14 protein-coding genes are annotated in these 14,028 nt (G+C 67.6%); 4 read left to right on the forward strand and 10 right to left on the reverse strand.

The genetic code is table 11. The features are described from left to right. Positions 1-8 precede the first annotated feature (8 nt). Positions 9-2,270 (reverse strand): MFS transporter, encoded by a 2,262-nt coding sequence (locus tag DMC64_RS07665; RefSeq protein ID WP_125733025.1) that lies wholly within the window; start codon positions 2,268-2,270, stop codon positions 9-11. A 4-nt stretch (positions 2,271-2,274) separates the two neighbouring features. Next, positions 2,275-2,793 (reverse strand): MarR family winged helix-turn-helix transcriptional regulator, encoded by a 519-nt coding sequence (locus DMC64_RS07670; RefSeq protein ID WP_037336196.1) that lies wholly within the window; start codon positions 2,791-2,793, stop codon positions 2,275-2,277. Positions 2,794-2,985: 192 nt separating this feature from the next. On the opposite strand from DMC64_RS07670, the gene DMC64_RS07675 reads away from it, so the two are divergent. Next, positions 2,986-3,408, forward strand: coding sequence for a PPOX class F420-dependent oxidoreductase (locus DMC64_RS07675; protein ID WP_125733026.1), 423 nt, complete (start codon positions 2,986-2,988; stop codon positions 3,406-3,408). Positions 3,409-3,479: 71 nt separating this feature from the next. Here DMC64_RS07675 and DMC64_RS07680 read toward each other — a convergent pair whose 3' ends face one another. Continuing rightward, a complete protein-coding gene (locus DMC64_RS07680) occupies positions 3,480-4,007 on the reverse strand; it encodes a TetR/AcrR family transcriptional regulator (protein ID WP_125733027.1) in 528 nt (175 codons plus the stop codon). 88 nt (positions 4,008-4,095) lie between these two features. Between DMC64_RS07680 and DMC64_RS07685 the strand changes: the two genes are divergently transcribed. Next, positions 4,096-5,580, forward strand: coding sequence for an MFS transporter (locus DMC64_RS07685; RefSeq protein WP_037334555.1), 1,485 nt, complete (start codon positions 4,096-4,098; stop codon positions 5,578-5,580). Between the two features lie 19 nt (positions 5,581-5,599). After that, entirely contained in the window at positions 5,600-6,988 is a 1,389-nt protein-coding gene (locus DMC64_RS07690) for an FAD-binding oxidoreductase (protein WP_037334557.1), read from the forward strand. 227 nt (positions 6,989-7,215) lie between these two features. Here DMC64_RS07690 and DMC64_RS07695 read toward each other — a convergent pair whose 3' ends face one another. The 4 genes from DMC64_RS07695 to DMC64_RS07710 form a co-directional block, all read right to left on the reverse strand. Further along, positions 7,216-7,938 (reverse strand): DedA family protein, encoded by a 723-nt coding sequence (locus DMC64_RS07695; RefSeq protein WP_037334559.1) that lies wholly within the window; start codon positions 7,936-7,938, stop codon positions 7,216-7,218. Between the two features lie 53 nt (positions 7,939-7,991). After that, a complete protein-coding gene (locus tag DMC64_RS07700) occupies positions 7,992-8,369 on the reverse strand; it encodes a hypothetical protein (protein WP_125733028.1) in 378 nt (125 codons plus the stop codon). 17 nt (positions 8,370-8,386) lie between these two features. Beyond that, a complete protein-coding gene (gene nagA / locus DMC64_RS07705; RefSeq protein WP_125733652.1) occupies positions 8,387-9,571 on the reverse strand; it encodes an N-acetylglucosamine-6-phosphate deacetylase in 1,185 nt (394 codons plus the stop codon). Between the two features lie 91 nt (positions 9,572-9,662). After that, entirely contained in the window at positions 9,663-10,238 is a 576-nt protein-coding gene (locus DMC64_RS07710) for a SigE family RNA polymerase sigma factor (protein WP_007032484.1), read from the reverse strand. Positions 10,239-10,379: 141 nt separating this feature from the next. Here DMC64_RS07710 and DMC64_RS07715 point away from each other — a divergent pair, with 141 nt between their 5' ends. Continuing rightward, a complete protein-coding gene (locus DMC64_RS07715; RefSeq protein ID WP_043849254.1) occupies positions 10,380-10,664 on the forward strand; it encodes a YciI family protein in 285 nt (94 codons plus the stop codon). 4 nt (positions 10,665-10,668) lie between these two features. Here DMC64_RS07715 and DMC64_RS07720 read toward each other — a convergent pair whose 3' ends face one another. The 3 genes from DMC64_RS07720 to DMC64_RS07730 are packed head-to-tail and all read right to left on the reverse strand — an operon-like array spanning position 10,669 to position 14,002. Further along, positions 10,669-11,670 carry an oxidoreductase gene (locus tag DMC64_RS07720; protein ID WP_125733029.1) on the reverse strand — a complete coding sequence of 334 codons (1,002 nt, stop codon included), beginning with the start codon at positions 11,668-11,670 and terminating at the stop codon, positions 10,669-10,671. Further along, a complete protein-coding gene (locus tag DMC64_RS07725) occupies positions 11,670-12,536 on the reverse strand; it encodes a metal-dependent hydrolase (protein WP_125733030.1) in 867 nt (288 codons plus the stop codon). The genes DMC64_RS07720 and DMC64_RS07725 overlap by 1 nt, the downstream gene beginning before the upstream one ends. After that, the gene (locus tag DMC64_RS07730; protein WP_125733031.1) at positions 12,533-14,002 is read right to left on the reverse strand and encodes an NAD(P)/FAD-dependent oxidoreductase; all 1,470 of its coding nucleotides are present in this window, start codon (positions 14,000-14,002) and stop codon (positions 12,533-12,535) included. The genes DMC64_RS07725 and DMC64_RS07730 overlap by 4 nt, the downstream gene beginning before the upstream one ends. Positions 14,003-14,028 lie beyond the last annotated feature (26 nt).

Below are 14,028 nucleotides of genomic sequence, written 5' to 3' on the forward strand. Positions count from 1 at the left end.
GTTGGTGACTAGTGCTCGACGAGCTCGTCGAGCGCCTGGTCGTAGCTCAGCCGGACGTCGTGTTCGGCCTGGTCACCGCCCAGCAGTTCCACCCGGCTGGTCGCCGGCGGGTAGCCGCTGGCGATCACCGTGTAGGTCCCGGCGGGCAGGTCGCTGACCGTGTAGTTGCCCTCCGCGTCGGTCCTCGCCACGGCGGCGACGCCGCCCGAGGAGTCGAGCACGGTGATCCGCGCGTCCGGCACCACCCGGTCGCCGTCGGTACGCGCGACCCCGCTCAGCAGGATCGTGCTGACCAGTTCGACGTCGTGGCGCAGCATCCCGGAGCCGGTGGCGGTCAGCGTCGCCGCGACCGGCCGGAACCAGCGGCCGCTGGCGACGATCGTGTACCGCCCGCCCACGATGCCGGCGAACGAGTAGACGCCGTTCTCGTTGGTGTGCGTCCTGGCCACCTGATTGCCGTTGTGGTCGATCAGGGTCAGCGCCGCCCCCGCGACGTTCGTGGCGTCGTCCCGGCGGACGTGCCCGCTGATCTGCGCGGATCCCGCCCGGTAGGCGCCGTTCCCGTTGGCCAGCGCGTGCTTGCCGGGCTCGACCGGCGCGGTCACCACGGTCTTCTCGGAAGCCGTCTCGACAGGCACGTCTTCCTCTTCGAGGAGTGCTTCGCCGCCTTCGAGAGCCGAGGCTGCCGAAGGAGCCGAGCCGCCGAGCAGCGGGATCTCCTTCATGAACATCAGCACCAGCGTCGCCAGCAGCGCGACCGCACCCGCCACGTAGAACACCGTGGTGATCGACTCGGTGAAGCCGATCAGCACCGGGGTCTTGATGGCCTCGGGCAGGCTCGCGATACCGCTCGTGTTCGACTGGATGTCGCCCAGCGCCGCCGCGCCGGGGCCGCTCGGCGGGTTGCCGCCGAACGCCTTGGTGATGTTGCCCGGCAGGACGTTGAACAGGATCGTCAGGAACACCGCGACACCCGCGGTACCACCGATCTGCCGGAAGAACGTCGCCGACGCGGTCGAGACGCCCATGTCGCTGCGCGGGCCCGCGTTCTGCACCGCGATGATCAGCGTCTGCATGCAGGCACCGAGGCCGAGACCGATGATCGCGGCCGCGACCAGCGGGTGCCACAGCGCGCTGTTGTACTCGACCTGCGCGAAGAAGAACGCGCCGCCCGCGATCAGCAGCGTGCCGACCACCGGGAACACCTTGTAGCGCCCGGTCTTGCTGGTGATCTGGCCCGAGATGATCGAACCGCTCATGATGCCGGCCATCAGCGGGATCATCAGCAGACCCGATTCGGTCGGCGAGAACTCCTGAACCACCTGCATGTACTGCGGGATCATCATGATCGCGCCGAACATCGCGACACCGACGATGATGCCGCCGACGATCGCGACCGTGAAGGTCGAGTTCTTGAACAGCCGCAACGGGATCAGCGCCGCGTCCTTCATCAGCTTCTCGATGAAGACGAAGGCGATCACGCCGATACCGCCGATGATGTAGCAGATGATCGCGTTCTGCGAGCCCCAGCCCCATTTGTTGCCCTGCTCGGCGACGATCAGGAACGGCACCACGGCGACGACGAGCGCGAGCCCGCCCCACCAGTCGATCTTGTGATCGTGGCGCTGGTGCGGCACGTTGAGCACGCGGGCCACCACGAACAGCGCGACGATCGCGATCGGCACGTTGATCAGGAACACCCAGCGCCAGCCGGCGATGTCGTAGCCGAAGACGCTGCCCAGCTTGTCGAAGTCGGCGAAGAAGCCGCCGAGCACCGGGCCGAGCACGGTGGAGATACCGAACACGGCGAGGAAGTAGCCCTGGTAGCGGGCGCGTTCCCGCGGCGGCACGATGTCGCCCATGATCGTCATCGCCAGCGACATCAGACCGCCGGCGCCGAGGCCCTGGATCGCGCGGAACGCGGCCAGTTCGTACATCGACGTCGCGAACGCCGAAGCGATCGAGCCGACCAGGAAGATCGAGATCGCCGCGATGTAGAACGGCTTGCGCCCGTAGATGTCGGACAGCTTGCCGTAGATCGGCGTGACGATCGTCGAGGTGATCAGGTAGGCCGTGGTGATCCAGGCCTGCAGGTCGAAACCGTTGAGGTCATTGGCGATCCGGACGATCGAGGTACCCACGATCGTCTGGTCGAGCGCGGCCAGGAACATGCCCGACATCAGGCCGATCAGGATCGTGACGATCTGACGGTGACTGAGCCGGGGTCCGTCTTCCGAGACGGAGGGTGGAGTTTCTACGGTGGAACTCATTGCTTCAGGCCCCCTTGGCCTTCGACGCCGACGCGGGGTCGGCGAACTGTGGAGATGTTTTTTCGAGGTCGTCGTTCAGCCGGTGGAACAGCGAGTTGAGGGTCTTCCGGTCGTCGTCGGACCAGTCGCCGAGCACCTCGGCGAGCCACTGGTTCCGCTGCTTGCGGTTCTCCTCGAACACCCGGAGCCCTTCGGCGGTCGGTGCGAGCAGGCAGGCGCGGCCGTCTTCGGGGTCGGCCAGGCGTTCGACCAGTCCGTGCTGGACGAGGGAACTCGACTGCCTGCTGATGGTCGAGATCTCGGAGTGCAGGAACTCGGCGAGTTTGCTGGTCCGCTGGGGGCCGACGTGGATGAGGCAGAAGAGGATCGCGTACGCGGCCCGCTCGATGCCGTCCGGTCCCTGCTTGGACACCTGGGACTTGGCCCGGTTGACCAGGCGCACGAGCCGCACGAGCTCATGCCCGAGGGTGTCGGCCAGATCGAGGTCGGACTTCGACCTGGTGCCGGGTGTCGTGGGTGTCATGGTGGTCTCTCTCGCCGGTTGCTTGGTCACTGCAACTAGTTGTCTAGAGCAAGGATGTTCCTCTCAAAGGAGGTTCGCAAGGAGAAAGCGATGTTGTGTGTCGGATGACACTTTAGTTGCCGCATGCAAGCACATTTATTCGTGCATGTTTGTCCGATTCGCCCTGAGCTGCACTTTTGCTTTGATGGAGTCATGACCGACTCCGCGCTCTACGCGATCCTCGCCGCACGAAACTTCGGCACCCTCGCCACCATCAAGCGTGATGGGCGGCCCCAGCTGTCGACCGTCAACTACCTCTACGACGCGGACGCAGGTGCGATCCTGATCTCGATCACCGCGCCGCGGGCCAAGACCAAGAACCTCCAGCGCGATCCGCGGGCGACGTTCCATGTTTCGACCGAGAGCGGCGATGGCTACGTCGTGGTCGAGGGGTCGGCGGTGCTCACGCCGACCGCCGCTTCGCGTGACGACGCGACCGTCGACGCGCTCGTGGACCACTACCGGCGGGCGCGGGGCGAGCATCCGGACTGGGACGAGTTCCGCGACGCCATGGTCGCCGACCAGCGGGTGCTGCTGACCATCCCGATCGAGCGCGTCTACGGGCTCCAGATGTAGGTGCCCCCGCATTTAGTCCTCTGGATGCGGTAGTTGCACGCGCAAGGACCGCATCCAGAGGACGAAATGCGTCAGCGGGCGATGCGGGCCTTGATCTCGTCGAGCCGGTCGAGGAGCGGGCTCGCGTCGTCCCGGCCGAGCGCGGCCCGCAGATAGAGGCCGTCGCCCACCAGGATGACCAGTTCGGCGGTCAGCGGGTCGTCGACGTGCTCGCTGATCAGGTCGTGGACCTTCTGGTTGTAGACCTGCACGACCTCGGAGACCCGGGGCTCGTTGAGCATGATCCGGATCGTCGCCATGGTCGTGCGATGCAGTGCCTTCTGCTGCGTGACATCGGTGATCGCGGTCCGCAGATACCAGGAGACGACGCCTTCGGGCGCCTTCCGGGCCTCTTCGAGATCCGCTTCCGACAGCGTCGCGAGACGTTCCATCAGGCCCTCGACCAGGGCCTCCTTGGAGCCGAAGTGGTAGAGCAGGCCGCCCTTCGACACCCCCGCGTGCGCGGCGACGGCATCGAGGGTGACCCCGCCGGGGCCTTGCTCGATGAGGATCTCCTCGTACGAGTCGAGGATGCGTTCCTTCGCGGTGGGCTTCGCCATATCAGTTGACTATACCGTCTGGACGGTTTACCTTCGAACGAGGCGGTAACTGTACCGTCCAGACGGTTTAGCTAAAGGAGAGTGCGCCATGGCGGGGCGCAAGCAGTGGTGGGCGTTGGCGGTACTGGTGCTTCCGGTGCTGCTGATCAGCGTGGACATGACGGTGCTCGGGTTCGCGCTGCCGTTCCTGTCCGAGGATCTGGCGCCCACCGGTGCGGAGCAGTTGTGGATCGTCGACATCTACTCGTTCATGCTGGCGGGCCTGCTGGTCCTGATGGGCACGCTCGGCGACCGCATCGGCCGTCGCAAGCTGCTGCTCATGGGTGCCGCGGCGTTCGGGGCCGCGTCGGTGCTCGCGGCCTTCTCGACCAGCGCGTTCATGCTGATCATCGCCAGGGCGCTGCTCGGCGTCGGCGGTGCGACGCTGATGCCGTCGACGCTGTCGCTGATCCGCAGCATCTTCGTCGACGCCAAACAGCGGCGGATCGCCATCGCGGTGTGGAGCGCCGGGTTCTCCGGCGGGATGGCGCTCGGGCCGGTGCTCGGCGGCTGGCTGCTGGAGCACTTCTGGTGGGGTTCGGTGTTCCTCATCAACGTCCCGGTGATGCTGGTGCTGCTGATCGTCGGACCGTTCGTGCTGCCGGAGGCGCGTGACCCGAAGCCGGGCCGGTTCGACCCGCTGTCGGCGCTGCTGTCGCTGGCCGCGATGCTGCCGGTGGTCTACGGCATCAAGCTGGTCGCCGAACACGGCTTCACGGTGAAGGCCGCCGTCAGCGTCGTGATCGGGCTCGGCCTCGGTGTCGTGTTCGTCCGCAGGCAGAACAGCCTCGACGAACCGATGCTCGACCTGAAGCTGTTCTCGAACCGGGCCTTCAGTGGCTCCGTCGTGACGAACATGCTCGGCGTGTTCGCCATGGTCGGCCTGCTGTTCCTGGTGCCGCAGTATCTGCAGCTGGTGCTCGGGCTGAGCCCGGTCGTCGCCGCGCTGTGGATGCTGCCGGCGACGGTCGCCGGTATCGCGGGTGCGCTCCTCGCGGCTTGGCTCGCGAAGCGGATTCGGGTGTCCTTGCTGGTCAGTGGCGGTCTCTTGGTCGCGGCGGTCGGCTTCCTGGCTTTGACCCAGGTGTCGTCCGGCGGCGGGCTCGCGTACGTCGTCGTGGCGTTCACGCTGCTCGGGGGCGGTGTCGCCCTGTCGGAGACGTTGACGAACGACCTGGTCATCTCGGCCGCTCCGGCCGAACGGGCCGGTGCCGCTTCGGCGATCTCCGAGACCGGGTTCGAGCTGGGTGGCGCGCTCGGTACGGCCATCCTCGGCAGTGTCGCGACCGCGGTCTACCGGTCCGGTCTGCCGGAGGGGACGGCCGAGTCCGCCCGGGACACGCTGGGCGGCGCGGTGGCGACCGCGCAGCAACTCGACCCCGCCGCGGGGCAGGCGCTCCTGGAATCGGCCCGCGAGGCCTTCACCCAGGGGATGCACGTCACCGCATGGGCGGGCGTGGCCGTGCTCGTCTATACAGGTGTTCAGGCCTTTGTTCTGCTAGATCGGAAAAAAAATTCCGCAGTGCGGAGCTGATCCGGCTTACCATGAGGGCATGAACAACCATGCCCTGGTCACCCGCCTCCGCGAGCAGCTCGGCGACGCCGCGGTGCTCACCGACACCGATGTCACGGACGCCTACTCGCGCGACATGATGCCGCTGGCCGCCAGCGGCAAGCCGCTCGCGGTGGTCCTGCCGTCCGACGTGGAAGGTGTGCAGGCCGTGGTCAAGGCCTGCGCGGAGTTCGAGGTGCCGATCGTGCCCCGCGGCGCCGGCAGTGGTCTGTCCGGCGCCGCGAACGCGATCGACGGCTGTGTCGTGCTGGTGCTGACGAAGCTCGACCAGATCGTCGAGATCGACGAAGGCAACCGGCTCGCCGTCGTGCAGCCCGGCGTGGTGAACCTCGATTTCCGCAACGCGGTGGAGAAGCACGGCCTGTTCTATCCGCCGGACCCGTCCAGCTACGACTGGTGCACCATCGGCGGGAACCTGTCCACCAACGCCGGTGGACTCTGCTGCGTGAAGTACGGCGTCACCACGGATTCCGTGCTGGGACTGGAAGTCGTGCTCGCCGACGGCTCCGTGCTGAAGACCGGGCGCCGCACGGTGAAGGGCGTCGCGGGGTACGACCTCGCGCGGCTCTTCGTCGGCAGTGAGGGCACGCTCGGCGTGATCACGCAGGCGACCGTCGCGCTGAAACCGTTGCCGCAGCTGCCTTCCACGCTCGTCGCCGCCTTCAACAGCACGGAGGCCGCGGGCGAGGCCGTCGCGCGGGTCGTGCGTGAGGGTCTGGTGCCGTCGCTGATGGAGATCATGGACGCGACGTCCATCAAGGCCGCCGAGGCGTACCTCAAAACCGACCTCGGCACGAGTTCGGACTGCAAAGCCTTGCTGCTCGCGCAATCCGACTCCGGCGGCGAGGTCGCGCGGAAGGAACTCGCGGTGCTGGAACAGATCTGCGTCGACTGCGGCGCGGATCTGGCCTATGCCACCGAGGATCTCGAAGAGGGCAAGATGCTGCTGCAGGCGCGGCGGGTCGTGCTCACCGCGCTGGAGATGTACGGCGTCTGGCTGACCGACGACGTCTGCGTGCCGCGCACGCGGATCGCCGAACTGATCGCCGGCTGCGAGCGGATCAGCGAAGAGGTGGGGCTGCGGATCGCCGTCGTCGGCCACGCCGGCGACGGGAACATGCACCCGACGATCGTCTACGCGCCCGATTCCGAGGAGGAGTTCGCCCGCGCGCGGGTCGCCTTCGACGCGATCCTCGACGTGGCCCTGTCGCTGGGCGGGACGGTCACCGGCGAGCACGGCATCGGCCGGATCAAACGCGAGTGGCTGGCCAAGGAGATCGGCGAGGTCGGGATCGCGGTGCACCGGCAGATCAAGCGGGCGCTGGACCCGGGGAACCTCTTCAACCCTGGCTCGATGTTCTCCCTCTGAACGCCGTGACTCGCGTGCTCAGGAACGTGACTCGCGTGCTTGGGTGCGTAACTCGCGTGATCGGAGGCCGCACTCGTGTGTTCGGTCTCCGATCACGCGAGTTACGGGTCTGAGCACGCGAGTGCGGTGCCGGGTCACGCTTTCGCCGGGGCACCCTCTGAACGCCATGAACGGTCCGTTCCTTGCGAAATTTGCAAGGAACGGACCGTTCATGGCACGGAAGCGGGTCAGTCGCGGATGCGCGGGATCTGCTGCGTGACGTCCTCGGCGGTGTCGGCGACGATGCCGGTCGCGGTGTTCCCGTGCTTCTTCTCGCGACGTGCCTTCAGGTACTCGATCACGATCGGCACCACCGAAACCAGCACGATCAGGATGAAGATCGCGTCGACGTTGTCGCGGATGAACGCAACGCCGCCGAGCAGGTGGCCGAGCGCGGTGATCCCGGCGGCCCACAGGATGCCGCCGATGACGGTGTAGGTGAAGTACTTCTTCGGGTCCATCTTGCCGATGCCGGCGATCCAGGTGATGAACGTCCGCACGAACGGCACGAACCGCGCCAGCACGACCGCCTTCGGCCCGTGCTTCTCCAGGAAGGCGTGGGTCTGGTCCACGTACTTCTGGTTGAAGAACTTCGAATCCGGCTTGCGGAACAGCCAGGGGCCGACCTTCCAGCCGAGGCCGTATCCGACCGCGTTGCCGAGCAGCGCGGCGACGGTGACCAGGACGCACACCAGCCACAGCGGCGCCTCGATCGAACCGTTCGCGATGAACAGGCCCGCGGTGAACAGGAGCGAGTCACCGGGCAGCACCGGGAAGATGCTGCTCTCGATGAAGATGATCAGGCAGAGCACGGTGATGACCGGAACGGTCAGCCCGCTCAGCAGGTGCTGCGGGTCCAGCCACTCCGGCAGGAGGCCCATCGTCGTCACGTTGTTCTGCGCCAGGATCACACCAAAACGGTACAGGGTGACGCAGAGTGCCTTGACCCGGCGGGAGACCGCGCTCAGATCAGCGTGAGCAGACCGATCACCGAACCGGCGGCGAGCCCCAGCAGGACAGCCAGCAGCAACACCCAGTACGCGGGCAGCGGCGGGCTGGCCGGCGAAGGTGCCGGAGGCGGCGTCGGACGCTCCGCCAACCTGGCTGTTTCCGCGTCTTCCAGCGCGACGCGCTCCCGTTCGAGCGAGTCCGCGCCGGCGCCGGACAGCAGGCCGTATTGCGGGGGTAGTTCGCTCTTCCCGGAAACGTCACTACGCTCTGTGTCCGTTTCGACCGGTTTGTCGGTGGTCGTCTCGGACATCCGCTCCGCCGAAGGGGCGAAGACGGCCTGAGCGCGCAGGGCGTCGGCTAGGAGCTTCTCCGGGTCCTTGGGCTCGCTCATCCGGACTCCTTTCGCCGCTACCCGTCGCTGACCGACACACCGCCTTCGATGGCGCTGCTCAATGTAGCCGCAGCGTCGTCTTCGACCCACTCGCCCTGACGAAGCACCTTGACCGGCCGCAGGTCGCGGTCGAGCACGACGAGGTCGGCCGCGAGCCCGGCCCGCAGCGAGCCGGTCCGGTCGGCGATGCCGAGCAGTTCGGCGGGGCGCCCGGAGGTCGCGCGGACGGCGTCGAGCAGGTCGATGCCCGCGCCGCGCACGAGGTTGCGGAAGGCCGCGTCCATGGTCAGCGTGCTGCCCGCCAGCGAACCGTTCCCGGCCAGGGTGGCGACGCCGTCGCGGACGTCGACCTCGAGGCGGCCGAGGATGTAGCTGCCGTCGGCGGCGTCGGTGGCCGACATGGCGTCGGTGATGAGCACCGTCCGGCCCTTGCCCGCGTGATGCGCGGCCAGCCGCAGGACGGTCGGGTGCACGTGGACGAGGTCGCAGATCAGCTCGACGGTGATGCGCTCGTCGTCGAGGAGGGCGCCGATCGGGCCCGGCTCGCGGTGGTGGAGCGGCCGCATGGCGTTGAAGAGGTGTGTCGCGACGGAGGCGCCCGCGTCGATCGCGGGGATGATCTGGTCCTCGACGCCGTCGGTGTGCCCGATGGCGGCGATGACGCCCGATTCGGCCAATTGCCGGACGGCCTTGATCCCGCCGTGCAGTTCGGGGGCGAGGGTGACCATCCGGATGTCGCCGCGGCCCGCGCCGAGCAACGCGTTCACCGTGGCCGTGTCCGGCTCGATCAGCGTCGCCGGGTCGTGCGCCCCGCACCGCGCCTTCGAGATGAAGGGTCCTTCAAGGTGAATTCCGGCAAGTTCACCCTCTTGGACCAGCTCACGCAGGGCCGCGATCTGGTCCCTGAGCACCGGGATGGGGTCCGAGACCAGACTGCCGAGCATCGTCGTGGTCCCGTGCCGCCGGTGCGCGCGGACCGCGCGGAACAGCTCCTCGGGGTTCGCACTGGAGAACGATCCGCCCCCACCGCCGTGGCAGTGCGTGTCGACGAAGCCCGGGACGACCAGGCACCCGTCCACATCCACGCGGTCGATGTCCGGGGGTGTCCCGGAACCGACTTGGACGATCTTGCCGCCGGCGATAGCCAGCCAGCCGTCGTCGAGTACACGGTCCGGGGCGACGACCCGGCCGCCCACGATCACGAAATCTCCGGCGCCTCTCACGCCCCCCAGCATATATTGGTCTGGACCAAGCATGGCGGCACAACCCAGCGGTCGAGATGAAGGCCGGGCATCAGTTCGGTGACTGCATCGCTTTCTGCAGTGCTTCGAGCGCCCGGCTGGCGGTTGACTTAACGGTACCTTTCGAAATCCCGGCGGCCTCCGAGATTTCGGCCTCACTCAGCCCACCGTAGTAACGGAGGACCAAAACCTCGCGCTGGCGAGGGGGCAGTTTGGACAAAGCGCTCACAACGGCCTGATGTTCACTCGACAGCATGGCGAGGCTTTCGGCCGAACGCGCGTTGACGGCGTGCGGCGCGACGTACTCACGCGCGGTCTTGCGACGGCGCAGCACGCTGCGTGAGCCGTTGACCACGGCGGTGCGCAGGTATCCGACGGCCGCGGCGGCGTCGCGCAGGCGCCCCCAGTTGCGGTGCAGCCCGGTGAAGGCCTCCTGGACGACGTCTTCGGCGGTCGCCGGTTCGTCCACGAGCAGGATGGCCAGCCGGACGAGCCGCATCCGGTGCTGGCGATAGAGATCCTCAAGGGTCAGCGGTGCCGCAGGCGGCGGTGGCGTGACCGGTCCGTCCATGGTGCGCAGGTGGCCGAGGGTCGCCTCGACACTGCGTTCCGCATTGCCCTCGAGCATGTACCCCTACCTGTTCATTTACCCCTTTGAAGCACAACCTGTGCATGGCGCTCGATCAGCGTATCGGGTGGGGTGACGGTCCTGCCTGATCGGATCCTGAGAAGCTGGGCGGCGTCTGTCGGAACGACCTTGGAGATGTCGATGGCCTGGTTCCTGGTGGAGATCACGTACGTGCAGGAGAAGCTGGCGGACGTGCGTCCCCGGCACCGGAAGTTCCTCACCGACCTCGCGGACCAGGGCGTCGTCGCGCTCGGCGGCCCGCTGGGCGACGGCTCCGGAGGCATCTCGATGTACCAGGCGGCCGACGAGGCGGCGTTGCTGGAGATCATCGACCAGGACCCGTACCACCTCGAAGGGGTCGTGGCGAAGCGGACCGTGCGCGAGTTCAAGCCGGTGATCGGCGCCTGGATCCCGAAGGAAGACTGACGGGTCAGAGATCGAGGGTGACCGGCTCGCGTTCGACGCAGACCCGGACGCGGTCGCCGGTCACCGTCGGCAGCTCGCACGTCCCGCAAAACCCCTGCCGGCACGAATAAGCGATGCCGGGCACGGTCTCGCGCAGGACGTCGAGGGTCGACCGGTCCGCGGGCACGTCCAGGGTCACGCCGCTGCGCGCGAGTTCGACGCGGAACGGCTTGCCGCCGACGATCGGCGGCGTCGAGAACCGTTCGAAGAACACGGGTCCCGAGTCGCGCAGCGCCGCGTCCGTCCGGACGCTCACGATCATCGGAACCGGGCCGCAGCAGTAGATCGGGGCATTCTTCGGTGCCCCTTCGAGCAATTCCGCGCCCGACGCGGGGATCCCGTAGTCCGTGTCCGGCCGGATCCACACCCGGTCCTCGAATTCGGACAATTCCTCCAAGAACGGCATCGAAGCCTCGTCGCGACCGGTGTAGACCAGTCGCCAGTCCGCGCCCGAAGCGGCCGCCTGCCGCACCATCGGCAGGATCGGCGTGATCCCGATACCGCCGGCGATGAACAGATACGCCGGGCTCTCGACGAACGGGAAGGCGTTGCGCGGGCCGCGCCCGGTGATCCGCGCGCCCTTCTTCAGCGCGTGCATCGCCGACGATCCCTCGCCGAGCAACCGGACTCCGACGCGGTAGGCCGAGCGGTCGTCCGGGTCACCGCACAGGGAGTACTGCCGGACCAGACCCGGCCGCGGCGAGAGATCGACATGAGCGCCGGGCCGCCACCGGGGCAGCGGCTCGCCGCGTTCGTGCACCAGCCGCAGGACGGCGACGCCGTCCGCCTGGGCGTGGAGGTCGTCGACGACCAGCGGGAGGTCACGGTCGACGGCGACCACAGGCGGACGGCGACGGCCGCTCACCCCGCTGAGCCTGCGGTACAGCGCGACGACACCGGTCAGCGACGCCATCGCGCGGTCGGTGCGCCCGCTGCCGTCGAGCCGCAGCGGCCTCGGCGGTGTCATCACCGGGGTTCGTCGGCGGCCAGCGCGGCCGGAGAGCTCGCGAGGTACGCGACGGCCTGATCGGTGTTGCCGGTTTCGGTGGGGTGGTAGGACTTCCGGAAGTACGGCCGGATCTCGCGCCGCAGCTGCCTGCCCGACGGCAGCAGCCCGAGCTTCGCGACGCGCAGATAGGTCCGGAAACTCGCCTTGCCCGGCCGGGTCGGGTCGTTCTTCATGAGGAACCTGGTGCCCCGCAAGAAAACCCACGCGAGCACCGGCGTCACCACGAGCATGCTGCGCACGCGGCGCGCGTAGCGGCCGTCGAGGTGCATGAACAGATCGAAGGCGACCGAGCGGTGCTCGACCTCTTCGGCGCCGTGCCAGCGCAGGAGATCCAGCATCGTCGGATCGGCGCCCGCCTTGTCGAGCGCTTCGGCGTCGAGGATCCACTGGCCGAGGAACGCGGTGTAGTGCTCGATCGCGGCGATGACGGCGAGCCGTTCGATCAGCCACTCTTCGCGCCGTTTGGCGGAAGGCTCACGATCGCCGAGCAGACGGCGGAACATCCACTCCATCTGCGCGATGTACGGCCGCACGTGGACGCCCGCGGCTTCGAGGTGTTCGGCCGCGCCGTCGTGCGCCTCGGCGTGCATGGCCTCCTGGCCGATGAAGCCGAGGACGTCCTCCTTGAGCCGCTCGTCGCGGATCAGCGGGACGGCCTGCTTGAACACCTCGACGAACCAGCGTTCGCCCTCGGGCAGCGCCAGGTGCAGCACGTTGATCGTGTGCGTCGCCTGCGGTTCGCCGGGGATCCAGTGCATCGGCAGCGACGCCCAGTCGAACTCGACGTCGCGGGCGTGCAGGACGATCTGCTCGTGGTCGGTCACGACGACCTCCCGCTGAGTTCGTAGTCGCTGGCGTCGACCTTGCGGGTGTCGAGCCAGTAGCGCCAGGTGAAGCCGGGCCAGATCGTGCGGTTGACGCCCTTCGCGTCGAGGTACCAGCTCTTGCAGCCGCCCTGGGTCCACACGCCCTTGACGAGTTTGTCCTGGATCTCGCGCTGGAACTTCTCCTGGACGCTCGCACGGACGTCGAGCGCGGCGGCGCCCCGCGAGTCGGCGAGTTTGATCGCGTCGACGACGTACCGCGCCTGCGACTCGATCATGAAGACCACGGAGTTGTGGCCCAGCGCGGTGTTCGGGCCGAGGAGGAAGAACAGGTTGGGGAAACCGGCGACGTTGATGCCCTTGTGCGTGCGCATCCCCTCGGTCGCCCACTCCTTGGCGAGGTCGCGGCCGTCGATCCCGGTGATGTCCAGGTATTCCAAGGCATCCGTGACCTTGAAGCCGGTGCCGTAGATGATCGCGTCGACCTCGTGCTCGACGCCGTTCCCATCGACGACGCTGTGCGCCTTGACCTCGCGCACGCCTTCGGTGTTGACGTCCACATTGGACCGATTGATCGCCGGGTAGTAGTCGTTGGAGATCAGCACCCGCTTGCAGCCCATGGTGTAGGTCGGGGTGACCTTCTTGCGCAGCTTCGGATCCTTGATCGCCTTGCCGATGTGGCGCTTCGCGATCACCTCGCCGGCCTTCATGATCGCGGGGTGACCGTTGAAGCCGACGGCGCGCACTTCGAGGAACCAGTACAGCGCGTTGCGGTAAAGCCGTTGCACGCCGGGGATCCGGCGGAACGCGGTCTTGGCCCAGCCCGGCATGGCGTGGTCGGGTTTCGGCATGATCCACGGCGGCGTGCGCTGGAACAGCGTCAGCTCGTCGACCTCGGGGGCGATCTTCGGCACGAACTGGATCGCGCTCGCGCCGGTGCCGACCACGGCGACCTTCTTGCCGCGCAGGTCGTACTCGTGGTTCCACTGCGCCGAATGCCAGGTCTGGCCCTTGAACTTCTCGATCCCGGGGAGCTGGGGCACCTGCGGGATGTGCAGGCCGCCGACGCCGGAGACGAGGAACCGGGCCTCGAACTCACCCGACTTGGTGTGCACGTGCCAGCGGCGTGCGGTGTCGTCCCAGGTGGCGCCGGTGAGCTCGACCCCGAAGCGGATCTTGCGCCGCAGCCGGTACTTGTCGGTGACGTCCTTCAGGTACTGGAAGATCTCGGGGGCGGGCGAGAACGACCGCGACCAGTCCGGGTTCTGCTCGTAGGAGAACGAGTACATGTGGGACTGCACGTCGCAGGCGCAGCCGGGGTACGAGTTGTCGCGCCACGTACCGCCGACTTCGTCCGCCTTCTCCAGGATCACGTAGTCGGAGATCCCGGCCTTTTCGAGCTGGATGGCCTGGCCGAGCCCGGAGAATCCGGTGCCCACGATCACGACCTTGAATCGCTCGGTCATCTGCGCCCTCCACGTCGAGGCTTTCT

The sequence above is a fragment of the Amycolatopsis sp. WAC 04197 genome (assembly GCF_003947475.1).
GTDB lineage: Bacteria > Actinomycetota > Actinomycetes > Mycobacteriales > Pseudonocardiaceae > Amycolatopsis > Amycolatopsis japonica.